General features: G+C 66.2%; 19 protein-coding genes. 12 read left to right on the forward strand and 7 right to left on the reverse strand.

Annotated elements, in window-relative coordinates:
• Nucleotides 1-109: 109 nt before the first annotated feature.
• Together GNK13_RS11595 and lpxK are read left to right on the forward strand one after the other, a co-directional pair.
• A complete protein-coding gene (locus GNK13_RS11595) occupies nucleotides 110-1,204 on the forward strand; it encodes an isocitrate/isopropylmalate dehydrogenase family protein (protein WP_164102683.1) in 1,095 nt (364 codons plus the stop codon).
• 4 nt (nucleotides 1,205-1,208) lie between these two features.
• Nucleotides 1,209-2,273: a tetraacyldisaccharide 4'-kinase gene (lpxK, locus tag GNK13_RS11600; protein WP_164102684.1), complete on the forward strand. Its 1,065-nt coding sequence runs from the start codon at nucleotides 1,209-1,211 to the stop codon at nucleotides 2,271-2,273.
• A gap of 187 nt (nucleotides 2,274-2,460) precedes the next feature.
• On the opposite strand, the gene GNK13_RS21720 is transcribed toward lpxK, so the two are convergent.
• Nucleotides 2,461-2,856 carry a hypothetical protein gene (locus GNK13_RS21720; RefSeq protein WP_235935080.1) on the reverse strand — a complete coding sequence of 132 codons (396 nt, stop codon included), beginning with the start codon at nucleotides 2,854-2,856 and terminating at the stop codon, nucleotides 2,461-2,463.
• Between the two features lie 216 nt (nucleotides 2,857-3,072).
• Here GNK13_RS21720 and GNK13_RS11610 point away from each other — a divergent pair, with 216 nt between their 5' ends.
• Both GNK13_RS11610 and GNK13_RS11615 read left to right on the forward strand, forming a co-directional pair.
• Nucleotides 3,073-3,717 carry a DUF1990 family protein gene (locus GNK13_RS11610; RefSeq protein WP_164102685.1) on the forward strand — a complete coding sequence of 215 codons (645 nt, stop codon included), beginning with the start codon at nucleotides 3,073-3,075 and terminating at the stop codon, nucleotides 3,715-3,717.
• 91 nt (nucleotides 3,718-3,808) lie between these two features.
• A complete protein-coding gene (locus GNK13_RS11615; RefSeq protein WP_164102686.1) occupies nucleotides 3,809-5,323 on the forward strand; it encodes a GGDEF domain-containing protein in 1,515 nt (504 codons plus the stop codon).
• Nucleotides 5,324-5,518: 195 nt separating this feature from the next.
• On the opposite strand, the gene GNK13_RS11620 is transcribed toward GNK13_RS11615, so the two are convergent.
• Nucleotides 5,519-6,232 (reverse strand): response regulator transcription factor, encoded by a 714-nt coding sequence (locus GNK13_RS11620; protein WP_164102687.1) that lies wholly within the window; start codon nucleotides 6,230-6,232, stop codon nucleotides 5,519-5,521.
• A 17-nt stretch (nucleotides 6,233-6,249) separates the two neighbouring features.
• The gene (locus GNK13_RS11625) at nucleotides 6,250-7,170 is read right to left on the reverse strand and encodes a sensor histidine kinase (protein WP_235935082.1); all 921 of its coding nucleotides are present in this window, start codon (nucleotides 7,168-7,170) and stop codon (nucleotides 6,250-6,252) included.
• Between the two features lie 194 nt (nucleotides 7,171-7,364).
• Here GNK13_RS11625 and GNK13_RS11630 point away from each other — a divergent pair, with 194 nt between their 5' ends.
• On the forward strand, nucleotides 7,365-7,814 hold the full coding sequence (locus GNK13_RS11630) for a hypothetical protein (protein ID WP_164102688.1): 450 nt from the start codon (nucleotides 7,365-7,367) through the stop codon (nucleotides 7,812-7,814).
• Between the two features lie 10 nt (nucleotides 7,815-7,824).
• A complete protein-coding gene (locus GNK13_RS11635; protein ID WP_235935084.1) occupies nucleotides 7,825-8,994 on the forward strand; it encodes an ABC transporter ATP-binding protein in 1,170 nt (389 codons plus the stop codon).
• On the opposite strand, the gene GNK13_RS11640 is transcribed toward GNK13_RS11635, so the two are convergent.
• Nucleotides 8,991-9,134, reverse strand: a complete 144-nt coding sequence (locus GNK13_RS11640) for a hypothetical protein (RefSeq protein ID WP_164102690.1) — start codon at nucleotides 9,132-9,134, stop codon at nucleotides 8,991-8,993. The two genes, GNK13_RS11635 and GNK13_RS11640, sit on opposite strands and share 4 nt — an antisense overlap.
• 20 nt (nucleotides 9,135-9,154) lie before the next feature.
• Here GNK13_RS11640 and GNK13_RS11645 point away from each other — a divergent pair, with 20 nt between their 5' ends.
• Entirely contained in the window at nucleotides 9,155-11,497 is a 2,343-nt protein-coding gene (locus GNK13_RS11645; RefSeq protein ID WP_164102691.1) for an ABC transporter permease, read from the forward strand.
• Here the strand turns inward: GNK13_RS11645 and GNK13_RS11650 are convergent.
• Complete coding sequence (locus tag GNK13_RS11650; protein ID WP_164102692.1) at nucleotides 11,494-12,819, reverse strand: outer membrane protein assembly factor BamB family protein; 1,326 nt, start codon at nucleotides 12,817-12,819, stop codon at nucleotides 11,494-11,496. The two genes, GNK13_RS11645 and GNK13_RS11650, sit on opposite strands and share 4 nt — an antisense overlap.
• Before the next feature lie 109 nt (nucleotides 12,820-12,928).
• Between GNK13_RS11650 and GNK13_RS11655 the strand changes: the two genes are divergently transcribed.
• The 5 genes from GNK13_RS11655 (at nucleotide 12,929) to GNK13_RS11675 (ending at nucleotide 23,481) form a co-directional block, all read left to right on the forward strand.
• Nucleotides 12,929-15,811, forward strand: coding sequence for a hypothetical protein (locus GNK13_RS11655; RefSeq protein WP_164102693.1), 2,883 nt, complete (start codon nucleotides 12,929-12,931; stop codon nucleotides 15,809-15,811).
• A gap of 60 nt (nucleotides 15,812-15,871) precedes the next feature.
• Nucleotides 15,872-19,672, forward strand: a complete 3,801-nt coding sequence (locus GNK13_RS11660) for a hypothetical protein (RefSeq protein ID WP_164102694.1) — start codon at nucleotides 15,872-15,874, stop codon at nucleotides 19,670-19,672.
• A gap of 136 nt (nucleotides 19,673-19,808) precedes the next feature.
• Entirely contained in the window at nucleotides 19,809-19,991 is a 183-nt protein-coding gene (locus GNK13_RS11665; RefSeq protein WP_164102695.1) for a hypothetical protein, read from the forward strand.
• 182 nt (nucleotides 19,992-20,173) lie between these two features.
• Nucleotides 20,174-20,926 (forward strand): hypothetical protein, encoded by a 753-nt coding sequence (locus GNK13_RS11670; protein ID WP_164102696.1) that lies wholly within the window; start codon nucleotides 20,174-20,176, stop codon nucleotides 20,924-20,926.
• Nucleotides 20,927-21,375: 449 nt separating this feature from the next.
• A complete protein-coding gene (locus tag GNK13_RS11675) occupies nucleotides 21,376-23,481 on the forward strand; it encodes a TolC family protein (protein ID WP_164102697.1) in 2,106 nt (701 codons plus the stop codon).
• Between the two features lie 65 nt (nucleotides 23,482-23,546).
• On the opposite strand, the gene GNK13_RS11680 is transcribed toward GNK13_RS11675, so the two are convergent.
• Together GNK13_RS11680 and GNK13_RS11685 are read right to left on the reverse strand one after the other, a co-directional pair.
• On the reverse strand, nucleotides 23,547-24,425 hold the full coding sequence (locus tag GNK13_RS11680) for an esterase/lipase family protein (protein WP_164102698.1): 879 nt from the start codon (nucleotides 24,423-24,425) through the stop codon (nucleotides 23,547-23,549).
• Between the two features lie 29 nt (nucleotides 24,426-24,454).
• Nucleotides 24,455-25,549 carry an exonuclease domain-containing protein gene (locus GNK13_RS11685; RefSeq protein WP_164102699.1) on the reverse strand — a complete coding sequence of 365 codons (1,095 nt, stop codon included), beginning with the start codon at nucleotides 25,547-25,549 and terminating at the stop codon, nucleotides 24,455-24,457.
• Nucleotides 25,550-25,699: the final 150 nt, after the last annotated feature.

The following is a 25,699-nucleotide window of genomic DNA, read 5'->3' on the forward strand; positions in this document are numbered from 1 at the left end:
TGATATGCAGTTTTCTGACGGAGCCTAGCCTCGTTGACGATCTCCGGGCGGTCGGGTAGCCTCCGGCCTGGAATAAATACGGCAAATCCCGCACCTTTGGAGCATATTGATGGCCCACGAAGTCACGTTGATCACCGGCGACGGCACAGGTCCGGAACTGGCCGAAGCGGCCCGCAAGTGCGTTGACGCGACGGGCGTGAAGATCAACTGGGACGTCAAAGAAGCGGGCGTCGACGTGATGAAGACGCGCGGCACCCCGATCCCCGACGACACGATCGAATCGGTCCGGCGGACCAAGTGCGCTCTCAAGGCGCCGATCACCACTCCGGTCGGCACCGGCTTCCGCAGCATCAACGTCTACCTGCGGCAGGAGCTCGGCCTGTTCGCCTGCATCCGCCCCTGCAAGCACTATCCGGGCGTGCGGAGCTACTTCAGCGAGCTCGGCGTCGACATCGTGATCGTGCGCGAGAACACCGAAGACCTCTACGCGGGAGTCGAGTTCGAGGCGGGCAAACCTGAAACGTCGCAGCTGATCGAGTTCATCAACGGCCTTCCCTCGGACCGCAAGATCAAGACCGGCGGCGACGAGACCGGCGTCTCGATCAAGCCGATCAGCAAGAGCGGCACCGAGCGGATCGTCCGCTGCGGCTTTGACTATGCGATCAAGAACGGTCGCAAGAAAGTCACGGTGGTCCACAAAGCCAACATCATGAAGTACAGCGATGGGCTGTGGCTGGCCACCGCCACCGACGTCGCCAAGGATTACCCGAACATCGAGTTCGAGGAGCGGATCGTCGACAACATGTGCATGCAGCTGACGCAGAAGCCCGAGCTGTACGACGTGTTGATCCTGCCGAACCTCTACGGCGATATCGTCAGCGACGTTGGGGCGGGACTGATCGGCGGCCTGGGCTTGGCTCCGGGGGCGAACATCGGCCCCAACGGCGCGGTCTTCGAAGCCACCCACGGCAGCGCCCCGAAGTACGCCGGACAGAACAAGGTCAACCCGACCGCTCTGATCCTCTCCGGGATGCTGATGCTTCGCCACTTGAACGAGATGGACGCCGCCGACCGGCTCGAGAAGGCTGTTGCCGCGGTCATCGCCGAAGGCAAGAACGTCACCTACGACCTCAAGCCGCACCGCGACGACCCGACCGCCGTCGGCACCCAAGAAATGGCCGACGCGATCTGCGCGGCGCTCTAACGGAATGGATTACCGGCGGATCATCGACGGCCAGCGGCGCGACCCGCTGGCCGTCGTCGCGCGCTCGGCCCTGCGGATCGCTGCGATTCCCTACGGGGCCGCGGTCCGCCTCCGCAACCGACGGTACGATTCCCAGCGCCTGCCCATCCACCGCGCGGGCGTTCCAGTAATCTCCGTCGGCAACCTCACCGCCGGCGGGACCGGCAAGACACCGATGGTCGCGGCGATTGCCGCCCATCTCCGCGGGCGGGGACTGCGGGTCGGCTTGGTCAGCCGCGGCTACCGCAGCGACGAGAGCGGCAGCAACGACGAGGCCCGCGAACTCTACGACCGGATCCCCGACGTTCCCCACGTGCAGAATCCCGACCGAGTCGAAGCGGCACGAGTGGTGGTCGAGGAACTGGAGATGGAAGCGATCGTGCTCGACGACGGCTTCCAACACCGCCGCCTGCACCGCGATCTGGACGTCGTCCTGATCGATGCGACCTGCCCCTTTGGTTACGGGCACCTCCTGCCACGAGGCCTGCTCCGCGAGCCGCTCACAGCGCTCGCCCGCGCCGACGCGATCGTGATCTCCCGGGCCAGCCGCACCGACGCCGCCCGCCGTGCCGCGATTCGCCAGACGATCGCGAAGCACGCACCGCAGGCAATCATCGCCGAAGCCGACCACGTTCCCGCTCGCTTGATTCGACACACCGGGGCCGAAACCGCCGCCGCTGGCGAAGCGCTCGCGAGCCTCCACAACCGCCCGCTCGCCGCGTTCGCCGGGCTCGGCAATCCGCAGCCCTTCTTCGATTCGCTGAGCGAGCTCGGGGGGCGGGTGATTGCGACTCGCGCTCTGGCGGACCATTGCCCCTACGATCGCCCCACCGTCGAGTCGCTCGACGAGTGGCTCGGGGAACTCCGCCAGAGCGAACCCGAATTGCTGGCCGTCTGCACCCACAAGGACTTGGTCAAACTCCGCACCGATCGGCTGGGCGGGACCCCGCTACGGGCGCTGGCGATCGAGCTGCGGCTGACCGCCGGCGAAGCGGAATTCTGGCAAGCGATCGAGCGGGTGGTGGAATAGGCGTACAGAGTTTCACAGCCCTTAGAAATCGCCGCGAGGCTCGAAGCAAGACGTCGCGAAACAGCACGTAAATCAGCCGCCACGCGCTAGCGTCCGGTTCCCACGGCGCTTCGGGGAACCGGGGGCTAGCGCCCGGCGGCTGATGAATAATCCGGGCTAGCGGCGGCGGCTGATGAACCGCCCCAGCCTACAGCGGCTCGCTCGTGACCCGCTCGACCGATACCTGGTTGACCAGACGCAGATGGGGGGCATGCTGCCGGACGGTCTCTTGAGCCAACTGCTTGTGATAGAAGCACTGCACGCGGCCGGAGATCAACACCTGCTCGCCTTCGCAGCAGACCCGCAGCTCGCGAAGCCCGGAGACGGAGCTCGACGCGAGGGCGAGCTGGGCGGGATGGTCGACCCCCAGCCCCGGCTGCGGCGCGAGTTGCGGCTGCGGCGCGAGTTGCGGCTCCAGCGCCAGTTGCGGCGCGAGTGGCGACTGGGCAGCCGGCGCGGTCACGACTTCCTGCGGCTCACCTCCCTGTGGGTGCGCCCCATCGATGCGGGCGCTCCTTCCATAGCTCGTCTTCTGACCGGGCATCGCGATGCAGTCTCCGTCCCTAGGTAATTGACGACCAAACCTTGCACTTTGTGCCGGCGCCTGTCAACCAACGCGAGCTCAATTTCGTGGTCCTCGCGTTGCGCGGGCGACAGCGGATCCGGTTAGCTAAATTGGAGTAGATCACTGCCGCGGCCGCAGCGTTTGACGCTGCTGTTTCATCCTGAGTTTTCCGGCATAGGTGGGCGAGCCGAACCGATGAGATCCCTGCTTCGGCCGAGCGACGGCCAGCTGATCGAGTATCTCATGCAGGCGGCAGAATTGCCTCTGAACGGCAGCTCGACCTCCGAGGATCTGCTCTCGATTCGCCACTCGGTGCCGCTCGGCCAAGGAGCGACGGCGTACCGCCGCGCCGTCGCCCACCTGCTCAACTGGGCCTTCATTCCGACCGATCTGGTCGAGTTCTTCTGGGCCCAGCGGCCTCTGATTCCCGGCACGACGGTCGCCACCGGGATGTGGGTCCGGCGGTTCTACTGGGTCAATCCCTGCCGGATCACCAGCGTGTCGGTCGAGCCGAATGTCGCGGCGATCGACGATCCGTCGCTCACCAGCGAGAGCCTGGGAGACGCCCGGGCACGGGTGGTTTGGCACACCGTGGAAGGGCATTCTCTCGCCGGGGAACAGGCTTTCACCGTCATCCACTCAGGCGAGACGGGCGAAGTCGAATTCGAAGTCACCGGCCTGGCCGAGCCGGTGGCTTGGCTCCGGATGCACTCGAAGCGGATCCACGCGCTGCGGCACAAGTTTGCCGAACGGAGCTGCCATTCGATGCAGCGGGCGATGACGGGCCCCCCGCCGTGCAAACCCCCCGCACTGTCCAAATCGGCATCAAGGGGTGTTTGACAACGCGTCGGAGCAACGTACATAGAGGGTGTAAATGAGGCGTGACAGATGTACCGCGCCCGGCACAGCGACCTCTCATCACCCTACGTTCATGATTGTCGATGTCCTCGTCGCTCTAAGCTGTGGGTTGGTTGGGCTCATGTGCGGGTGGTTGATCTATCCGACCCTCAACTCCACCGACCCGGAGAGCGACGAGCCGCCGGGGGCCCCACCGGCGACGGCTGCTTCCACGCAAGACGAGCGTGAGCGGCTGACGCAGATTGCCGCCCGCGTGCGGACGCTCAACGCGCGGGTTGCCGCGGATGTCGATGCCCACCAGTCGCGAATCCGCGAAGTCAACGAGGCGCTCAGCGAAGTCGACCTGCAAAACGAGCCGGAGTTGATCCTCGAGGCGATGAGCCGGCTGCTCGACGCCAGCGAAAAGATGCGCGACCAGCTCGAGCAGGCCGAAGACCGCTTGCAGGAACAGAATCTGCAGCTGCAGACCGCCGAGCAACGAGCGATGACCGACTCGCTGACCCGGTTGGCCAATCGCCGGGCTCTCGACGAACACCTGCAGGCACGAGCCGAGCTGCGTGGGTCGGAGCCGACGACGATGATGCTCTTCGACATCGACCACTTCAAAGACTTCAACGACTCCTACGGCCACCTGGCCGGAGACGAAGTCCTCCGCGTCGTCGCCAAGATGGTCCAGGCTCGCGCCCAGGAAGAATGCTTGGTCGCCCGGTACGGGGGAGAAGAATTCGCAGTCGTCTTCGATGGCAAGACGCTCGACGATTGCCGCCTCGCCGCCGAGCAGATCCGCGCGGCGATCGGCCACCGCGAGATCCTGTTCGCGGGCAAACGCCTGCGGGTGACGGCCAGTGCCGGCTTGGCCGAGCACTACGAGGACGAGTCGGTCGAAGAGTGGATCAGCCGCACCGACAAAGCCCTCTACGCCTCCAAAGCGGCCGACCGCAACTGCCTGCACTCGATCGAGGGAGACCAGCCGGTCCTGTTCCTCCCCCCTCCCGAGGAACCGATCTTAAAATCGCGCCGCGCGACCAAGGAAACCGCCGAGGAAGCCAGCGAGCCCCTCACCGCTCACCCCAAGAATCCTTCCGCCTCCCTGCCCGACTACCTCCAACGCCTCCCCAGCGGCAAGCGTTTGGAGACCGAGTTCGGCGAGATGCTCACCGGACTCAGCGGCGTCGGCGTCTCGTTCGTGACCGCGGTCGTTCGCATCGACGACGAAGCGGCCGACACGGAACAACTGCAGCTCGTCGCCCGCACCGCGCGCAAGGTCCTTCGCAGCGTCGACCGGATCGGAATTCTCGACCACCGCACGCTGGTGATCGGGATGCCGAGTGTCGACCGCGAGTCGGCGGTCCTGCGGGGAGACGATCTCCGCAGCACCCTGGCGCACCACGACGAGAGCAACCCGCGGCTGGCGGGCATGCATCCGACGGTGACGGTTTCGATGGCCAGCAGCCGCGAAGCCGCTTCGTTTCCGCAGATGCTCAGCCTGGCGGTGCAGACGCTCGAACAGGCCGCCACCAGCGGCTCCGATCAGACCGTCGCCCGCTGGGATTTGGAGTCTTCGGTTTCCGCTCAAAAAACGTCTTGACCGGCGGCCGCTTCCGCCCCTATCTTTCACCTATCGCCGAGCCACCAACCGCTCGGCGACGACCAAACCACCGGCTCCCGGGTATGTAGCGCGCAGTCCTCCGCCCCCCTAGGACTCGTTCTATCCGGGAGCTTTTTTTATGCGCGGCGATTTAGGCGACGCGGCCCTAGGCGATACGACTTAGGCGACGCGGCCTTACGCGACGAACCGGTAGCCGGCGTCGCGGATCGTCAGGATGTGCTTGGGCTGGCTCGGGTTCTCCTCGACGATCTTCCGCAAGCGGACGATGAACTGGTCGACCGCGCGGGTCTGCAGGTTGCCCGACATCTCCCAGACTTCGCTGAGCAGTTCCTGCCGAGTGATCACGCGGCCCGGATTGGTGGCGAAGTACTGCAGCAAGCGGAGCTCTTTGGGAGTCATCTTCACCGGCTCGCCCGCGATCATCACCTCGTGGGTCACGAAGTTGACGTGCACGCGGCCAAATTCGGTTTGCTCGAGCGGTTCGGATTTGACGCGGCGGGGAGCGGCGTCGCGGCCTGGGGAAAGGTTCAGCAGATTCTTGATGCGGCTGAGCAACTCGTCCAACTCGAACGGCTTGGACATGTACTGGTTCGCCCCCACGTTGAAGCCCCGCGTCCGATCCTCGGTCAGCGTGCGGGCCGAGAGCATCAGGATGGGGATCGACAAGCCGCGGGCCCGGATCGTCTCGCAGACCGCATAGCCGCTCATCCCCGGGAGCATCAGATCGAGCACGATCGCATCGATCGACGCCGCGTCGTGCTCGATCCGCTTCAGAGCCGTGGGCCCGTCGCCCGCCCAGGTGACGCGATAGCCCTCGGCTTCGAGGTTGTACTTGATCCCCACGCCCAGGTGCTCTTCATCCTCGACGATCAAAATGTGGTTCGACATGGATCCCGCTACTCGTGTCACTTTACGGTGTTCGCGTTAGGCAAATGCAATTCAAAGATCGTCCCGCTTCGATTCCGCCCATCGCGGACGCGGACGCTGCCGCCGAGCGAGCGGACGACGGTCCGGACCAGGTACAACCCGAGCCCGGTCCCTTGGCGGCTCCGCTCCAGCTCGTTGCCGAGCCGCACGAAGCGGCCGAAGATCTTCCGCCGCAGCTTGCGGGGGATCCCGGCCCCGTTGTCGGCCACGCTGACCCACGCCGCACCGTCGCACAGGCGAGCCGTCACGGCGACCTCCGGAGGTGAGCCCCCGTACTTGATGGCGTTGTCGAGCAGATTGCGAAACGCGATCGTCAAATCGACCGGGTTGGCCGAGAGCTCGATCGGCTCGGCGTCGAGCGTGATCACCTCGTCGCCCAGCTCGTACCGCGCCTGGATGCTCGCCCGACACTGCTCGAGCAACTCGTCGACGCGACAGGTCTCCCGCAACTCCTCCGGATCGGGCCGCTTGACGCGGGCCGCATCGAGCAAATGGTTGATCAACTGATCGAGCCGCTCGACGTCGGCCAGCATGTAACGATGGAAGTTTTCTCGCTGCTCGTCGTTGACCTGCCGCCGCGAGAGCGTCTGCAAGTAGAGCTTCAGCGAAGCGATCGGACTCTTCAGCTCGTGCGTCACGCTGTCGACGAAATTCGACTGCCGGCGATTCATGTTCGTCGCCTGCACCAGCTGGATCAGGTACACGATCACGCCGGCTAAAATGCAAGCCAACGAAACGCTCCCGGCACTCAGCAAGACCCAGTACGCGGGCGCATCGTCCTCGTTGCCGATCGCCCCGATCACCGTGAGCAGAACCCAGCCCACGGTCATCAGGATGACCAACACGATCATCACCACGCCGAGCGTGATCGGCCATTTCAGCGATCGGTGTTCAAACATGCTCCAGATTGTAATGTCGCAATTGCGACTGCTCACGATGGCTTCGCCCTGGGGCGGATGGATATAATTCTCTCGGCGGACGCGCGAGCGGGCCCGATGTTTGCTCCCGTTGATCCATCAAGAGCCAGTCGAACGGGCAACGCGAGGGCTGTCGAAGAGGGCTGTCGAAGAGGGCCGTGGAAGAGGGTTGGGCGATGCAACCGAATACCAGCGACAAGCAGTTTTCCGAACAGATCGTCCGCCAAGTCGCCGCGGACGCCCGGCGGGCCCTCGTGCGGGGCCGCTATTCACCCGAGAGCTCGCAGATCGAACAGCTGCGGTGCATCGACGATCAACCGGAGACCGAGCGGGAGTTCGGCCACCAGTTGTGGTTCTTCGACGGGTTCGGGGTCGATGAACTGAATCGCCGCGTGCGGATCTTTGGAGCCATCGAGTACTCCCTCCAGTTCGGGCTGCATGAACTGGTCGAGGACGGGGTTTTTCCGGACGATACTCAGCGGGATCGATTTCGCCACGTCTACCGCGGCCATGCTCCCCAGCCCACCTGGCGGCATGCCGCCCACGGTTGGTTGGCTGCCGGCATGGCCGTCGTCACGGCAATCTTTCTCGCCTACCTCGCCCTCACCCAACTCTTCCCCGTCTGAGCTCGAATCGTTGACCGAAGAGACCACGCTCGCTGCCCCAGCCCCAGCGTTAGCCCCGGCGGAAGTCGGCAGTTCGGCTGAACCGCTGATCAAGGTCCACGAGCTCCGCAAGACCTACCGCTCCGGATGGACCTCCCGCCGCCGCGTCGAAGCGCTCCGCGGGGTCTCGCTCGAAGTCCTCCCGGGGGAAGTCTTCGGCCTCCTCGGCCCCAACGGAGCAGGCAAAACGACCCTGATCAAAGTCCTGCTGGGGATCGTCCGCAGCAGCGGTGGGCGGGCGAGCGTGCTCGGCCAGCCGGCCGGGTCGGTCGCCAGCCGCCGCCGGATCGGCTACCTCCCCGAGAACCTCCGCATCGAACGGCACCACACCGCCCGCTCGGCGCTGGCCTTCTACGGGCGGCTGAGCGATCTCAGCGGCGCGGCGCTGCAGAGGCGGATCGACTCGCTGCTCGAGTTGGTGGGGCTCGAGGGGCGCGATCGCGAACCGGTCAGCCGCTTCAGCAAGGGGATGGGACAGCGGCTGGGGCTCGCCCAGGCGCTGCTGAACGATCCTGAGCTGCTGATCTTGGACGAGCCGACTGACGGCCTCGATCCGGTCGGCCGCGCCGACGTTCGCAAGCTGCTCCGGCGACTCGGCGACGAAGGCAAAAGCGTGCTGATGAACAGCCACATCCTGCAGGAAGTGGAACTGGTCTGCGACCGCGTGGCGATCATGACCCACGGCACGCTCCGCTCGCTCGGCAGAATCGATGAACTGACGCCCGCCACCCCGCGCGGCACCGCCACCGCTCGCAGCAGTCTGCACATCCAGGTCGCCAGCGAACAAACCCGGCTCGCCCTCGACGCGCTCTCCTCCCCCAATTCCCTTAGCTCGCAGACGCCCGCGACAGCGCTCCAGTCCCTGCCCGCATTCAGGCCCGTCCTCGGACAACCGACCCGCCACGGAACCGTGCCGATCACCCTCGAGGTCGAGGATCAAGCAGCCACCGACCACTGCGTCGATCGCTTGCGGGACGCCGACGTCAGCATCTTGCGGTTGGAAGTCCGCCGCCCGAGCCTGGAGGATGTTTTTCTGGAGATCGTCCGCAGCGATCCGGAGGCGCCGCCGGAAGCGGAGATCGCCGCCGAAGCAGGCCTGACAGCCGAGTTCGACCCCGCGGATGCAGGCAATGGGAACTAGCTCGACATCGCCACGGTGGGTTGATGCTCAGCAAAACGGGTCGCGGAAAAATCGTTTAACGGCAAGCCGAAGGCGACTGCTTTTTGAAACACAGTCGCCTTCGGCTTGCCGTTAAACAACTGTGCCACGACTGCTGTCATCCCATTCCTCTTGAGCCTCCATGCGACCCTACTTGGCGATCATCACCGACTCGTTCCACGCGGCTTTCGCCTCGCGGCTCCTCTGGATCGTACTCGGCTCCATCCTGCTGCTGCTCGCCGCGCTCGCTCCGATCGGGTACCACGAAGTCTATACCGTCGAGTTCAGCCCGGCTGACATTCACTCTTCGGATCGGCTCACCGGACTGCTCGCCGCGGCGATGGCCAACGATCGCGAGACGGCGGCCGGACGAGTCGCCGAAGCGCTTCCCGAGGAACTTCGCGAAGAGATCCGGCAAACCGCCGCCGGGGAGGCAAGGGGGCCGAGGCGGGGGCGGTACGCCGACGCGTTCAATGCGCTACTCGCTTCGGAACCGGACGACTCCCACATTCCGCTCGACGACCCGTGGTATGACGCGAAGCTGTGGGCGGGAACCCCGCGGATTGGCGAGCTGCGGGCGTTGGACGAGCGACCGGCCGAGGAGCTCTCCGACCAGCTCCGCCAGCGTCGCTCCCGGTTGCGTCTGGAAGCGGCCTTGCCCGGCGCGTTCCGCCCGCGCCCGGAGCGATCGCTGGCAATTACCTACGCGGGGCTCGAAACGCCGGCCGTCCTGGCGGTCAGCCGTCAGCGGTTCATCGACTTGCTGAACCAGTTCGTCTTTCCGATCGCGTTGTACTACTTGCTCGGCGTGGGGGCGGTGTTTGTGGGCGTGCTGGTCACCGCGCCGATCATCCCCGAGATGCTGCAACCCGGTTCACTGCATCTGCTGCTCAGCAAACCGGTCTCGCGGCCGGGGTTGTATTTGAGCAAGTTCGTGGGGGGCTGCGCGTTCGTCCTGCTCAGCGTCGCCCTGCTGGTCAGCGGGATGTGGTTGATCACCGGCTTTCGGCTGGGGATCTGGAATCACCGCCTGCTGTACTGCATTCCGATCTTCGTCTTTCTGTTCGCCGTCTACTACAGCGTCTCTGCGCTGGCCGCGCTCCGCTGGCGGTCGGCGATCGTCTCGGTCGTCCTCACCGTGCTGTTCTGGTTCGCGTGCTTTTCGGTGGGGCTGACCGCCGCGATGTTCGACACGCTGGTGACCGATCCGGCCAAGGTTCGTGGCATCGCGCGGAGCGGTGATTCGCTACTGGTCTCGACCGCTTCGGGCGGCCTGCTGCGGTTGGCGCCCGAGAGCGACGCCTACGCGCCGATCCTCGCCTCGGGATTCCAAAACCCTCACCGCATCCTGGGACCGGTCGAGCTGGCCGATGGTCGCATTGCCGCGGCCCGCATCCCTCAGAACCCGTTCAACGTGTTTGGCTCCGAGGACGTCCACCTGATGTTGCTCGCAGAGTCCCAGGATTGGGAGCAGCAAGTCGGACTGCGGTTGCCAGCGGGGACCCGCGAGTTGCGAGCCGCCGCCGATGGGGGACTGTTCGCTGCCGGAGCCGGCGGCATTTTCTACGCCTCGGGCGACTCGCTGCTGATCCCAGCCGACGCTCCTGAGGAGCCGCCAGCCGGAGGGCTGCTCGGGGGAATCCAGCGGCTGCTCGGGGAAACCGCGAGCGGATTTGAGCGGATCACACCCCCGTCGGTTCCGCTGGCGCCACCGGCCGCTTTTGCGACCGTCCCGGGCTCCGAGGCGCTCGTCGTCTACAGCCACGGACGACTGCTGCGGCTCCGCGCCGGCCGACCCTCAGCGCCTTGGCAGATCACTGCGGAGAGGGACATCGGCGGAGACCTGACGCTCGACGTTCAGCTCGGCGCGACCGCCGAACGGATCGTGCTCGCGCGTCGCGGCGAACCGCTGCGGGTTTTCACCAGCGACGAGCTCGAACCGCTCGGCGAGATCCCCAGCCCATCCTCGGCGACCATCATCGCCCTGCAGGCCTCGCCCGTCGCCGAACAGCTCGTGGCAATTTTATCGGATCAGCGCGCCGCCCTGCTCCGCTTCGACGCCGAGCCCGCCGGGGATGCTCCGCGCCTCGAACTCGAGTTCGCCGCGATTCCCCATCAGGAAAGCATCGAAGCGGTTGCTTGGGACGCTGCCGGCACGCTCTGGCTGGCCCACGACGTCGACCGGCTGACGGCGATTAAGGTCGCCAGCGGAGAAATCCGCAGCGACCGCCACCCGGACCGCGACCTCTGGCGGCTGATCGATGCCTGGGGGGTCACGCCGCTGCGGTCGATCGTCCCGCAGACCGGCGAGTTGAGCGAAGCGGTCACGGCCGTCATTTCCGGCCGAGAGGATCTGGAGATCCCCGCCGGGGGCGAGGTCCAGCGAGAACAACTCGACGTGACCCGCCCGCTCGTGACCTGCGGCGTATTCACCGCCGCAATGCTGCTGCTCGGGTGCCTCTACATCTACCGGCAAGATTTTTAGCCACCGACGCGGACCAGTTGGCTGCGGGTGCGGAACAAGAGGTCGCCGTCGAGCGGCACGGGGCTGGCCACGGTGTATTGCCCTTCGTCTCCCAGCTCGTTCTCGCCGACCAGCTCGGCTTTGCCTTCTTCGGCCGTCTTGCCGCTGGCGGGAAGCGCGATCACAAAGACGTGCCCGTCCTCCCGCGTCAGGTAGAGGTGCGAGGCGGTGACCAGCGGCGAGCTCGAGTATTGGTTGCGGTTCTTCGGCAACTCCACTTCCCACAGCGTCTTGCCGGTCTGGACGTCGAGCGCTCGGACGTGGCCTTTGTCGCCGCACAGGTACAGCCGTCCGTCACGAGCGGAGGGGGTCGGCACATCGGCGCCGAAATCCTGCTCCCAAAGAATCGCTTCCTGAGCGGCTTTGGCGTCGCTCCCGGCGGCCAGCAGCTTGCTCATGTCGACCGCCGTCAGCGTCGAACCGCGGGCGTAGGGGCAAACGATGACGTTCCCCGAGATCACCGGCGAAGCGATCGAGCGGAAGTAGCGTTCCCCCGCCGGATTGAAGCCGCCGAGCCGCGCCAACTCCTTGCCCGTCTCGGCGTCGTGCAGCGTCAGATGGTCCGCGCCGAGGACCGCGATCAACTTCTGATCGCCGACCGTGGTGAGCAACGGCGAGGTGTAACTCTGCGCCGACTCGTCGGGCGCTTCCACCATCCGGTCGACCTTCCAGAGCTGCTCGCCGCTCTGTTTATCAAACGCGACCAAGTAGCTCGGGCCGCTCTGCATGACGGCGATGACCACGGCGGTGTCGGTCAGCAGAGGACTCGAGCCGAGGTCCCACCACAGCGTGTCTTCGCCATACTCTTCTTGGATGTTGCGGTGCCAGCGGACTTTGCCCGAGGTGTCGACACAGCCCAGGTCGCCGCTCCGGTAGTAGGCGTAAACCAGCTCCCCGTCGGTCGTCGGCGACGGATTGCTGCCGCTTCCCTTTTTGTGCTTGCCCCCGCGGTCCTGACCGAGCGTGACATCCCACAGCGGCTTCCCCGTATCGGCTGCGACCGCCAGCAGCAGGTTGTCGTCGCCATCACCGGTGGTGAGAAAAACCTTGTCACCGGCCACGACCGGCGTGCTTCCGGCCCGCCCCGGGACCTCGAATCGCCACTGCACCGAATCGCCCGCCTCCCAGCGGACCGGGTACCCGCTGCCGGGAGCGACGCCTTGCTGGTCCGCCCCCCGCCAGTGGTTCCACGAATCGGCCGCCCGCACGCTGGGGGTGTCCAGGACCATGGGAAGCAGCGAGCAGGCGGCTCCGCAGAGTCCCATCGAAAGCCATCGCAACATTATCTTGTCCTTGAAAAAGCGTTGGGAACGGAGGAAGGGTCGAGCGAGACTGTAATATAAAGGGCTGGCCCACGCCTCGCTCGAAGCTCCCGCTATCCCAATGCCGAACATGCGTCTTTGCCCCGGCTCTGCCTCTGCCCTGCTCGCGACGCTCTTGGCCGTTGCGATCGCGACGCCCTCGGCTGCCCAGCCCCCGCGCGAAGCGGACCAGGCGGGAGCACCGCCGCTGAGCGACGAGGAGTTGGCCGAGCGGTTCGACGCCCGATCGTACGCCGAGCGGGAGCGGACGATGCGACAGCTCTGGGGCGACTACGAACGCTCGCGAGAGCGGGTGCGAAAATTAGCCGCGAGCAACAATCTGGAGGTGGCCGAGCGAGCCGAGTGGATCCTGCGGCGATGGGAGATTGGGCTGATGCCCGAGCTGCCCGATGCAGTCCGCCGCGACGTGGCCGAAGCCGATGGGCAGCCGGCTCTGGCCCTGACGGCGCTGCTCGAGGCGGGCTACCTCCGTGAAGCGGTCGAAGTCGCGCGGCAGCAAACCCGAGGGGCCGCTGCCGACGAGATCCGCGGCGAGTTGGGCGCAGTCGTCGCCCGCCGCTACCTGGGGCTGCTCGATGCGGCACGCCAGAGCGACTCGCTCGACCTGGTCCTCGAACTGCTCGACCACACGGCCGAGTCGACCCCGCTGGCGGTCGCCCGCGCGCTGCTGCTCGATCGTCTGGGCCGCGTGGTGGACGAGTCGAATTTACTGCCCGCCTGCGCCGCCCGCTGGACGCCCGCGCGGCGTCAAGAAGTGACCGTGATCGCCTGGACGGTCCTCGGCCGATTCGACGAAGCGATCGCTGCCGCCGAGCAAGCCAACCGCAGCGATCTGCTGGTGACGGTCCTGTTGCTCGACGGCCGGTGGGAAGCACTCGCCAAAGCCGCCCGCAACTCGATCCCGCCCCAGCTTCCGGCCGATTCGTCGCTTGCGACCTACGCCACCTGGATCGCAGCGGCGCATGAGGCGGGGCTCGACGCGGAAGTCGATCAAGCGGCCAAGATCCTCCGAGCGGCCAACGACACGACCGGTATCCGCTGGCGGGCGCTGGCGGTGGCGGGACGGTTCGACGAAGCGATCGAAGTCGCCAAGGAATTCGATCCCGTCGCCGCCGCCGAACTCGGCTCGACTCGACAGCGGCACGCGGAAGCGTTTGAGATTCTGGGAATCGAGCGGCCGGCGGTGCGAGGATCGCTCGCGGAAATGCTCGCCACCGTCACGCCTCCGGCCGACTCGGCAGGGGAGGATCGCCGGGCCACAGCGACGTCGGACCAGGCCCTCGACCGGCTGCTCGCGGCGACTCGGCTGCTGTACATGGTCGGCGACCGGCAGACGGCGACGGCAACGCTGCGAAGCATCGCCGCGCTCGGCAGCGGCGATGCTCCGCTGCCGACCGCCCGCCGCGAAGCCGCGTTGCTCGCGCTGCGGGCCGGTGACGACCGCCTGGTCCCGGAGTTGGTCGTCGGCGACGGAGACCAAGAGCTCGAGGAGGAACTGAGCTTCCATCTCGGCTACCTCCTCGGCGACCGTGCGCCCGGCTTTTTCAACACCGTGAGTGCCGCGATTCAGCGGATGCGGCCCGACGATTCGCCACGGGAGCGGTTCCGAGCCGTGGTCGATCTATTTGCGGGACGATTGCCCGTCGGCTGGGACCGTCAAGCCGATCTTGAATCGCTGCACCGGCAGCTGACGCAAGCTGCCTCGCCCGACACGGCCGCACCACAGATGAACCTGTTTCGGCAAAACGTGCTGATCCGAGCCGCCGCGTCGCAGCCGAGCTATCTGATGGGCGACTTCTTTGCTCGGCTCGGACGAAGCGATTTGGCGCGACGAGCTTACCAGCGGGCGGTGGAGCACGGAGACGCGGCTTCGCTGCTGCGGCTCGCCGATCTCGAGCTATTGGCCGGAGACGCCGCCGCCGCGCTTACGCTCTACGAAACGGCCTTCGAGAATCTGCAGACCGAAGGGAGCAGCGTGCGGTTTGGATTCGTCGAACCGATCAACGCGGCTCCCCCCTCGGCTGCCGCCGCACTCGCGGGCCGCGCCGTGGCGCTGCGGCGGCTCGGCAAGACCGAACAGTCCGACGCTCTCTGGGAGACGCTGCGGTTGGCTCCGCTGAATCCGGTGGCTGACGGCAGCCGCGATTTCGTCGAGCGACTGGGGACGCTCGAACAATCCGAGCGTCAGCGGGAAGCAGCCCAAGCGATGCTCCGCTTCACAGCGTTCGAGCGAGAGAAGGACCGCAACTTCTACAGCCAAGCGGTCACCCATGCGGCCCGGTTGCTCAAGCCCGACCCGGCGGCCGCCGCCCAGTGGATGCGGATCGCCGTCGTCGGCAATCTCGCGACCTCCCACCTTTACCCGAGCGGCTACTTGACCGTCCCCGCCCGCTGGCACGCGGCCGACGCGCTCGCCGCCGCTGCTCCCCCTGCGGGTTCCCTCGGTCAGGCCCGTGACGATGCCAGCACCCGTAGCGATGCTGCTGGCCGCGAGGCCGCCGCCGCCCGCGTGGCGGCTCACCTGAACGCGGCCCTCGACTATTACCCGCTGAACATCGCGATGCTCGAGGAGGATCTCCCCAGAATTCGAGAAGCCGGTTTTGATGACTTAGCTGACGCGGCGGTCGATCGGGTTTTCGCGACCGGCCGCCAGTACCTCGAACAGTTCGGGCTGGACGCCAACACGACCAATAATTTGGCCTGGGTCACGGCGATCAACGACCGGCACTACGAGCCGGCCCTGGTTCTCGCCCGCCGCGCCGTCTTCCTCGATCCCGACAACGTGTCCTACCGCGACACGCTGGCTGAACTGTTGTTCCGCGTGGGGCGACCGGGCGAAGCGCTGGCGATCCAGCAGCAATGCCTCCTGGACGAGCCCGATCTGTGGCACATCCACGAGCAAATCGAGCGGTTCCGCACCGCGAATCGCAAAGAGTCGGCGGCTCCTCGGTAGGCCGCGGTCTATAATCGAGATACCCCGAATCGCTTGATATCTCCGAGCCCCTACACAACTGTGTCGACCGCTACCGCCCCATCCCCCCGATCGGCCGCCGCCTCCCCCGATGCTTCGGACCGGGACCGCGGAGATCGACTGATCGGCCAGCATCTCGATGCGGCTCGCCGAGCCCTTTGGCGGGCGGCGATGCTCGGAGCGGTGCTGCGGCTCGTCGGAGCGGTGCTGATGGGCTGTCTGGCGTTTGCGATCGTCGACCAGTGGATCTGGAGCTTTGACACGTGGGGTCGGCTCCTTCTGTTCGCTGCCGGAGCGGTGGCCGCGGTCGCTTGGACCGTGCTCCGCATCGTTCCGCTGCTGCGGTTGCGGGTCAGCCCCGAATACGCCGCCTACAGTTTGGAACGCGACGCGCCGGACCTGCGGCATGCGCTCTCGAGCTATGTCACGCTTCGCCCCGACCGAGACGCCCCGGGGCTGCGGGGGATCGTCGTTCGCTCGATCGGAGTGCGAGCCGCACGGCACCTGACGTCGACCGGAATGGCGCTGCCGACCGAAGCGGGCGGAACCTTCAAGACCGCCATGACCGTGGTCGTCGTCTTCGCCGTGCTCGCCCTCTACGCGGCGATCTCACCGAAAAACACCCTCCAGTCGTTCGGACGGTTGATGCTCCCGCTGGCGGCGATCGATCCGCCCACGCGAGTCTCGATCAGCGAGGTGACTCCGGGCGATACCGAGACGCTCTACGGTCGCTCGCTGGAAGTCACCGCGCGGATTGGAGGGTTGGTCGGCAGCGATGCTCCGCGGCTCCTGATTTCGGGAGACGTGATCGCGGGGGAATCGCCCGCGGAAATTCCGCTCGTTCCCGAAGGCGACACGGGACGCTTTCGGGGGCTGATCCAAGCCGCATCGGTGCATCACAGCTTCGACTACTCGATCGTCGCCGGCGACGCTCGGCGAGGTCCCTTCCACGTCGTCGTTCGCGATGAACCCACCGTGGCGGTTCGTTCGGTCGCCTACACGCCCCATCCCTACACCAAGCTCCCCGAACGGACTTCCTCGGTCGGAGCCATCGACGGTCTGGAAGGGACCCGCGTCACGGTCACGGCCACCAGCAACCGGCCGGTCACCCGCGGACGCATCGAGTTCAATCCCCGGACTGCGGGCGGTCGCACCGCGGCGACCGCTGGCTTCGCTCCGCTCGACATCAGCGACGATGGCCGCACCGTCTCAGCATCTTGGAACCTCCGCACCGGACTCCGCTCCGGCGGCGGTGCAGCGATCGATAGCTACCGGCTGCGGATCTGGGACGACACCGAAACCGCCAACTCCGATCCAATCATCTACCCGATTCGCGTCCAGCCCGACTTGGCTCCCGAAGTCCGGATCACCGTCCCTTCGCAGTGGCCCAAGGATGTCCCGCTCGGAACCCAGCAGCTAATCGAAGTCCGCGGCCTCGATCCCGACTTTGGTTTGACCCGTCTGCGACTGCAAATCCGCCGCGGCACGCTCGACGTCGCTACCCCCACGCTGATCGAATCCGCCGCTGGGCTGAGCGGCAACCAAGTTGCCCTGTATCGCTTCCGCCCCGATGAACTCGGGCTGCACCCGGGCGATGTCGTCACCGTGCGAGCCCTCGCCACCGACAACCGCACCACGGTCGAAGGGAATGCTCCCGATCCCAATCAAACCGCCTCGGACCCGGTCGAACTGCGAATCGTCGAAGCTCCCCCACGTCGCCAAGCGATCGAGGACGGAGATGGGCTGCAACCGAAAGACGAACAACCAGCTACCTCCGATCCGTCCCAATCTCCCGAAGAAACCCAGAACCCCCAGTCGCCCCAAGACCAGCCCCAAGACGAAGCTTCCGAGAGTCAATCCGGCGAAGGCCAATCGGGCGAAGGCCAATCGGGCGAAGGCCAATCGGGCGAAGGCCAATCCGGGGAAGGCCAGTCCGGGGAGGGACAGTCGGGCGAAAGCCAGTCGGGCGAAGGCCAGTCGGGCGAAGGCCAGTCGGGCGAAGGCCAGTCCGGCGAAGGACAATCCGGCGAAGGACAGTCGGGTGAAGGCCAGTCCGGCGAAGGACAGTCGGGTGAAGGACAATCCGGCGAAGGACAATCCGGCGAAGGCCAGTCGGGTGAAGGCCAGTCAGGCGAAGGCCAGTCGGGCGAAGGCCAGTCCGGTGAAGGACAATCCGCCGCGGGGCAGCCGGGGGAAGGTGCGTCGGGGCAAGGTCGGTCCGCCGGCGAGCCGTCTGGTTCCGGGGAGCCGTCTGGTTCCGGGGAGCCGTCTGGTTCCGGGGAGCCGTCTGGTTCGGGTGAGGGTGGCGCGGGCATGAACGCCCCCCGCGACGGTTCCTCCGCCAGTGACGCCGCGGCCGACGGCACCGCTCAGCAGACTCCCGCCTCGACCGACGGCGAAGCGTTTGAACGGATCGAAGAGTACCTCCGCCAACGACAGCAGTCCGCCGATGGCTCCGCCGCCACGGCCGAGCCGAGCGACTCTCGCAGCGGCGACACCCCCGCGGGCACCGAACCCAACAACCAAACTCCCAACAACCAAACTCCCAACAACCAAACTCCCAACAACCAAACTCCCAACAACCAAACTCCCAGCGGCCAAACTCCGGGCGGCGAGGCTGCGGCGGGGCAAACTGCGGAGGGGCAATCACCCGCCGGGGATCGTCCTGAAGGCGAAGGAACGAGCAGCACCCAACCCGATGCGCAGTCCCCTCAGGGCCAACCGACAAACAATCAGCCTGCCAACAGTCAGCCTGCCGACGATCAGACCACCGGCGACCAAACACCGACCGGAAGCGAGCGCTCCAACGGTGAAGGCTCCGCCAGTGACACACCGGGCGGTGAGGGTTCCGGCGAAGAACGTCGCGGCGATGGCGGCTCGGCCACCGACCGGGCAGGAGAGCCAGAAGAAAGCCCCGCCGACGCTGGAGAATCCACCACGGCTGGGGAGCCCCGCGGCGCTGAAGATTCGACTGCTGGCGGCGAGCCCACTGCTGGTGGCGAGCCCACTGCTGGTGGCGAGCCGGCGGGGCAAGATTCGCAGCCTGCCGCCTCGCCGCCGTCGGCAACGGACCAGACGGTCCCGGGCGACGAAGCCCCGACTGGCGATTCGGCGGCTAACGGAAACCAATCCCCCAGCGGAAACCGATCCCCCGACGGGACTCCCGGACAGGCTCCGGGCGAGACTCCCGGACAGACTCCCGGACAGGCTCCGGGCGAAACCCCGCGGCAACCGGGCGAAGGCGAGCCGCAGTCCGAGGCGTCGCCGCAACCTGGCGAGGATCGATCGGCGGGAGCGGAACCTGGCGAGGGTCGGCCGGGACCATCGGGCGAGGACGCGTCCTCCTCCAGCGCTTCCCGCAGCGGCGCCTCGGGTGCTCCGTCGGGCACGACGAGCGACAGCATGGAGGGGAATCGGCCCGGAGCGCCGCAAGCGGCCGATCCGGCAACCACTGAGCCTCCACCGGCTCCGGATCCGGTAAACGTCGAGTACGCCCGCCGGGCGACCGATCTCGTCCTTGATGCGCTGCGGAATGAGCGCGAGAACCCCGACCCCAAATTGCTCGACGAACTCGGCTGGACGCCGGACCAGTACCGACGTTTTATCGACCGCTGGGAAAAGGCGCGGCAGTTGGCCGACAGCGGTGATCCAGCAGCCCGCGAAGACTTCGACGAATCGCTCCGCAGCTTGGGGATCCGTCCGCCGCAAACCAACCGCAGCCGGACGCTGGAGAATCGCGCCGACGATCTACAGAACCTGCGGGACGCCGGGACGCGAGTCCCTCCCCCACCCCAGTTCCGCGAGGCGTTCGAAGCCTTCCGCCGAACGGTCAACCAGCCCTAGACCAGTTTGCCGCTAAATCAGCCGCCACGCGCTAGCGTCCGGTTCTCACGGCGCTTTCGGGAACCGGGGGCTAGCGCCCGGCGGCTGATGAAGAATTCAGCCTGAACGGTTCGACTCTCGTTTTTTGGAGATCGCGATGACCATCATCACTCGACCGGGCGTCGGTGCGGTGCTCACCATTCTGTACACGCTGCTCGCCATTGCGGCGATTGTCGCCTCTCGCGCCTCGGCCGCCGAGCCCCCGCCGCTCAGCGACTCCTTCGCAACCGGAGCGACCGCTGATGCCGAAACCTCTCCGCGGACGTCCGTTGAGCCGTAGGCGCTAGTCTCGGGCGCTACTCGGTCCGTCCTACGCTTTCGGGCCATCCGGTTGCGACGAGTTTAACGGCCGCACGCATTGTGCTCGCGGAATCACCCGCACAGCTCCGATACCTGCCCACATCGAGATGGCTTTGTCGAAGCCGTTTAAGAAACTCTCGGGATCGAGTCGGAGTCTCCGCCATGCGCCACACCTGCTTGTTTCTCCTGCTGACGATGCCAGCGGTCGGCATGTTCGCCTCGCCCGCGACGGCTCATGACAAGCCGGTCCTGATTCGCGCTCAGGAGCCGGTGGTGTTGCCGGCCGAGACACCCACGTTCGCTCAGCCGCCGGGACGTGCCGGCGTGGGAGGCGATGCCGCGGGGATCGATATCGACGCTCCCGAACTGCGAGCGGGGGAGATTCCCCGGCCCAGTGCTCGCCTGCTCGGCGCATCGCTTTACGGGGCCGACCGAGTGGCCCGCGTGGTCGACGACGCGCTCGTGATTCCGCCGCTGATCGCTCCGACCACCGACCAGAGCCGGATCGGCAACTGGACGTTGCCCGAGGACGCCAGCCGGCAAGCGTTCGACGAGATCAAACCGCTTCCCGAAGGTCCGGATCGCGGCCCCGACTGGTCGCTCTCGGCGTACTTTTGGCAAGCTCCCAACACGTGGTCGGGCCCGCTGTACTTTGAGGACGTGATGCTCGAGCGGTACGGTCACGAACGGTTTCCGCACCACCTGCAGCCGCTCGCCTCGGCCGCCCGCTTCTACGCGACGATCCCGGCGCTACCCTACCTGATGGCGGTCCGCCCACCGGGAGAGTGCTACTACCATCTGGGTTACTACCGAGTGGGAGAATGTGCTCCCCCGCTGCTGCAGCGGCCACCCTACGAGCGGCGAGCGGCGCTGATCACCGCCGGAGTCGCCGGCGGCATGGTGGCTCTTCCGTAACGGGCCAGCGGCACTTTGGATTCGTTCGCGGCGGGACCGCTCGCGAAAAGCCAGCCGTCATTACCGATTCCCGTCAACAGCCCTGACGGGGCGCAACAGGTCTTTAGGTCCTGTTCGCCCCGCCAGGGCTGTTCGCGTTTGAAATGTGCGCTGTGGGCGTGAGGTGCTGCCGCCCCTCGTCGCGGCCGCCGCAATCGGCAAAGTCAGCCACCACCAGCGAAAACAGGAAAGCTAGCGAACGATTGCGACCTATTCCCGCGGAACGAATTACTCCAGTCACTCCAAAGGTTCCGTCGATAGCAGCCGTACCGGAGATTCCGCAAATTGCCAACGTGGCGGTTGCGGCGGGGATACGGGTGAGTTCAACGATGCGGAGCTCCACTCCCTTCCGACAGACTTTCTCTCGGTTCGCAACACGATCCCGCGGCTTCAGCATGGAATTGGTGGACATGGATGTCACGCCCTCGGCATTTCGTCTTCGCACTTCGCGACCGCTCTCGCTGCTGATGCTCGGGTTGAGCGCCTTCTCCACGCTGGGCTGCCATGGCGGGCCGAAGGTCCTGGGTCCGGGACCCCACGACACGACGGCTTCCTACCACGACCACGTGGGGATGGAGATCCAGTACCCGGACGTCAAAGAGCTGGCCAGTCCGCCGCAAGCCGCGGCCGTGGCCACCGAAGCCCCGCTCGCTTTCGCCGATCCGGCGAGCCTGCCGACCTTCGATCTGACGTTGGACGAAGCGATTCGGATGGCCGTTGGTCAGAGCCCGGTGATTCGTTCGCTCGGTGGCAGCATCAGCGGTGCGTTTGGCGGAGCGGCGCTCGTTCCCGGTGCGGTGGGCCAGTCGGTGCTCGGGGCGACGACGGTCTACGATCCCGCCCTGACGTATGCCAACCCGCTCGGCGGTGTCGAAGCGGCGCTCTCGGAATTCGACGCTCAGGTCAGCGGCCAGCTGCTCGGAACGAAAACCGATTCGCCGAACAACACGCAGGCTGCTCTGTTCTTCCAGCCGAGCGTCACGCAGGCCGACGGGCTGAACTTCTCCGGGCAGATCAGCAAGACCACGGCGACCGGTGGACGCTTCGCTCTCCGCCACATCGTCAACTACTCCAGCAGCAATCAGCCCTTCCTGGCCTTCCCGAGTTCGTTCACCGGCTGGGTGGAAGCCGAGTGGCGTCAGCCGTTGCTGCAAGGTGCCGGAGCGACTTACAACCGGATCGCGGGGCCCAACGCGGTGATCGGCCAATACAACGGCGTGCTGATCGCGCGAATCAACAACGATATCAGCTTGAACGACTTCGAGGCGGCAGTGATTTCGTTGGTCGCCGACGTCGAGCAGGCTTATTGGGATCTGTACGGCGGCTACCGCGGCCTCGAAGCCCAGCTCCGTGGTCGCGAGGCAGCTCTGCAGACGTTCCAGTTCCAGGAAGCCCGCTTCCGGCTCGGCGCCGGGAGTGCCGACGAAGAAGCTCAGGCCCGTTCGCAGTACTTCCAGTTTGCCGCGCAAGTCGAAAACGCCTTGGCCGGCAACAACGGACTCTATCCGCTCGAGCAGCGACTCCGGTATCTGCTCGGGCTGCCAGCGACCGACGGTCGCCTGATCCGTCCGGTCACCGAACCGCAAGACGCGCGCGTCGTCTTCGACTGGCAGAGCGCCCTCAACCAGGCGCTCGAGCGGCGGGTCGAGATCCGTCGCCAGAAATGGAACGTCAAACGCCGCGAGCTGGAATTGGTCGCTGCTCGGCTCAACCGTCGGCCGCGGCTCGACTTCCTCGGCACCTATCGCTGGCGGGGGCTCGGTGACGACCTGCTGGGCAGCGGAGGGGGCGAGTTCGACAATTTGTACGATTCGATCGGCTCGGGGAACTACCAGGAATGGACCGCCGGGTTTGAGCTGAACATGCCAGTCGGATTGCGACGGGCGAGCGTCGCAGTCACCAGCGCCCAGCTCAACTTGGCGCGGGACCGGGCGATTCTGTCCGAAACCGAACTCTCGGTCAGCCATGACCTCTCCGATGCCGCTCGCGAACTGTCCCGCGCCTACCGCTTGTTGCAGATCAACTTCAACCGCTGGGCCGCCGACCAGCAGCAAGTCGAAGTGCTCCGCGAACGCTACGAACGGGGTCGGGAAAACATCAACTTCCTGCTCCAGGCTCAGCGGAGCCTCGTGACGAGCGAGATCGATTTCTACGCCTCGCTGGTCGATTACAACCTGGCGATCCGCAACCTGCACCGCCAAAAGGGCTCGTTGCTCGCCTACAACCAGGTGCAGCTGGCCGAAGGCCCCTGGGCAAGCAAGGCGTACGGCGACGCGTATGAGCTCGGCCGGTTCTTCACGCCGCGGGTCCATCCCGAGAAGGTCCGGATGCCGCATCCGCTCAGCAGCGGCGACTTCGATCCCTCGGCCCCGATGAATACCCAGGGAGCCGACGCCCTTGCCCCGGAGGGAGCTATCGACAGCGGAGCCAACCCGGCGGTGGTTCCCGAACGGGTGACCCTCGAGCCGAACGACTTCGAGTCCTTCGAGACGATCCCAGTTCCCCCGGCACCGTAGCCGCGGAGTCGACCTCACCGTCACCCTCCCCCCGGGAGGATGTCGTTCCTGCCTTCTGACCGTTCCTAGCCCTGCAGAAACTCGCTGACGAAGTGCTGCACGCTGGCGTCGTTCATCAGCAGCGAATGGAGGACTGGGACGGTGCGATGCTCGACCGCCCCTTGCAGCCTTGTCTCTTCGACCAACACGAGAAAGTCGCTCGGTCCGGAGAGGAGCGGATTCTGCAACCAGCTGGCGGTGAGATCGCCAGCGACGATGGCGAATGGACAGGGAGGCGTGGCCAACTCCTGCTGGAACGACTCCCAGGCTGCTCCGAGCTCCATCCCTCCGCGGCCGGTGACGATTTCGAACAGGCCGAGTTTTCCGAGCCGGCGGGCGATGTCGGCGCCTTGATTTGGCGGCCCGAGCATCACCATTTTTCCGATCCGCGGGAGCACGCCGTGCGGATCCCCCTGCCGCTGCCAATCGGCGAAAGCGCGGCGTGCAACGATGTTGCCCATGCTGTGGCAGACGAAGTCGACGCGCGGCTGGCCGGGCAGCGTCTCGACCCACTCCCGCAGCGCCGCGGCATGTTCGGAGATCGCCTTCCGCGTGCTCGCATATTCAAAAGCCACGGGCCGTCCGGGCCCCGAGCCAAGCAGCGCTTCGCGGAGCTTGCCCATCGACTGCGACGACCGCAGCAAGCCATGGATCAGAACGACGATGCGGGTGTCGGGGACGCGGCTGCGATCGACCCGGTCCTGCATCGCCTGCTCACAAGCGGCTCGCGTCCCCCAGGCATAACGGACATTCGAGGGACTCAGCAGCCGCCAGTGGCCGGTGAGCGCGTGCTGCTGCAATCGCCAACCGTCGTTCCAAATGTGGTCGGTCCAGAACTGGAGGCCTCCGAGCGTCGGCAGTGGCAAATTGGGCAGTGGAGATGAAGACTCGGGTGATGAAGACATGGGGGCTTCCTCGGGTTAAATCAGCCGGCCTAAGCTAATTTTTGCTGGGTCACCCACTCGTCGAGGCAGCCGAGGGTTTGCAGGAATTCGCGTTCGCTGAGAATGGAAATCGTCTGGCCAGCGGCTCGCAGCTCTTCGGCCCGATCCTCTTTGGTGCTCCTGGTGCGGCCGGCCCGGAGGGTCCGCGCATCGGGCTCGCCGACGACGAGCAGGTTGGTCCGCCGCGTCACGCTGCCGCAGGCCGTTCCGCCGGCGGCCTCGACCAATCGCTCCGCCTCGTCGCGCTCGAGGGCCTGCAGCAGCCCGGTGAAGGCGACCGCTTTGCCCGCCAACCGCTGGCCCTCGGCCGCCCGGCTCAACCAGAGCGAAAAATCGGCTGGCACCGCCCGCGGAGCTCCGCCTCCGGAATCCTCCAGCCGAAACCGCTGCTGGTAGACCACCGGTTCGCCGCGGCTGGTGGCCCCGCCGATCCCGCTGATTCGCGAATCCCAGCTTCGCCGCCGACCGTAGCTGCTTCTTCCTCCACCACTGGTTCTTCCGTCACGGCTGCGGGGGCCGCCACACCCCCAGGCACCCGCCCGACCGCGGGTGATCCGCAACCGTTTCTCGAGCTCGTCGAGCGAACTGGCCGCGTGCTCATCGGCCGCGGCGAGCAGGATTTTCGCGCAAGCCATGGCGTCTTCCAGCGCGTCGTGGTGCTGAAAGGTGATCCCCAGCCGATTGGCGATCGCTTTCAACCCGTAACCGGGCTGTCCGGGCCAAGCGTAATGCCCCACGGCTCGCGTGCAGCTGAATTCGAGGTCGAGCGCCTCGTGGCCGTAGCGTCCTAAACAGGCTTGCAGCACGCCGATATCGAAACGGGCGTTGTGCGCCACCAGCACTTGGCCGCTCAGCACCGGGCGAATCGACTCCCACAGCTCCCCAAAATCGGGCTCCTCGCGAACCAGCTCCGCGGTGATCCCGTGGACCGCAATGTTGATCCGCGAAAACCGCATCGGCCGCGGTCGAATCAGCCAGCAGTGCCGCCGGATGATGTCGCCACCCCGAACCACGACCGCTCCCAACTGACAGGCGCTGTCGCGCCGTTCATTGGCAGTCTCGAAATCGATTGCCGTAAAATCCATTTGCGTTGCATCAGTCCGTTAAAAGCAGGGGACACGCCGAGAACACGCTGCGGTTCTCCACTATACCGCTCCCCCCATCCCGCGTCGGCAGCAGATTGACGATCCCCCTCCCCGCGGAGGTCGTGCAGTTTTCTGGTCCCCTCTCCCCCA

Origin of the sequence: Candidatus Laterigemmans baculatus (genome assembly GCF_010367455.1) — a bacterium.
Taxonomy (GTDB): Bacteria; Planctomycetota; Planctomycetia; order Pirellulales; family Pirellulaceae; genus Laterigemmans; species Laterigemmans baculatus.

Coding starts and splice junctions, on each gene's coding strand:
- GNK13_RS11610 (WP_164102685.1), top strand. CDS start 3,073: ATGAGATCCCTGCTTCGGCCGAGCGACGGCCAGCTGATCGAGTATCTC.
- GNK13_RS11670 (WP_164102696.1), top strand. CDS start 20,174: ATGCGCCACACCTGCTTGTTTCTCCTGCTGACGATGCCAGCGGTCGGC.
- GNK13_RS11625 (WP_235935082.1), bottom strand. CDS start 7,170: ATGTTTGAACACCGATCGCTGAAATGGCCGATCACGCTCGGCGTGGTG.
- GNK13_RS11675 (WP_164102697.1), top strand. CDS start 21,376: ATGGATGTCACGCCCTCGGCATTTCGTCTTCGCACTTCGCGACCGCTC.
- GNK13_RS11615 (WP_164102686.1), top strand. CDS start 3,809: ATGATTGTCGATGTCCTCGTCGCTCTAAGCTGTGGGTTGGTTGGGCTC.
- GNK13_RS11640 (WP_164102690.1), bottom strand. CDS start 9,134: ATGACAGCAGTCGTGGCACAGTTGTTTAACGGCAAGCCGAAGGCGACT.
- GNK13_RS11595 (WP_164102683.1), top strand. CDS start 110: ATGGCCCACGAAGTCACGTTGATCACCGGCGACGGCACAGGTCCGGAA.
- GNK13_RS11650 (WP_164102692.1), bottom strand. CDS start 12,819: ATGTTGCGATGGCTTTCGATGGGACTCTGCGGAGCCGCCTGCTCGCTG.
- GNK13_RS11620 (WP_164102687.1), bottom strand. CDS start 6,232: ATGTCGAACCACATTTTGATCGTCGAGGATGAAGAGCACCTGGGCGTG.
- GNK13_RS21720 (WP_235935080.1), bottom strand. CDS start 2,856: ATGCCCGGTCAGAAGACGAGCTATGGAAGGAGCGCCCGCATCGATGGG.
- GNK13_RS11630 (WP_164102688.1), top strand. CDS start 7,365: ATGCAACCGAATACCAGCGACAAGCAGTTTTCCGAACAGATCGTCCGC.
- GNK13_RS11665 (WP_164102695.1), top strand. CDS start 19,809: ATGACCATCATCACTCGACCGGGCGTCGGTGCGGTGCTCACCATTCTG.
- GNK13_RS11680 (WP_164102698.1), bottom strand. CDS start 24,425: ATGTCTTCATCACCCGAGTCTTCATCTCCACTGCCCAATTTGCCACTG.
- lpxK (WP_164102684.1), top strand. CDS start 1,209: ATGGATTACCGGCGGATCATCGACGGCCAGCGGCGCGACCCGCTGGCC.
- GNK13_RS11645 (WP_164102691.1), top strand. CDS start 9,155: ATGCGACCCTACTTGGCGATCATCACCGACTCGTTCCACGCGGCTTTC.
- GNK13_RS11655 (WP_164102693.1), top strand. CDS start 12,929: ATGCGTCTTTGCCCCGGCTCTGCCTCTGCCCTGCTCGCGACGCTCTTG.
- GNK13_RS11685 (WP_164102699.1), bottom strand. CDS start 25,549: ATGGATTTTACGGCAATCGATTTCGAGACTGCCAATGAACGGCGCGAC.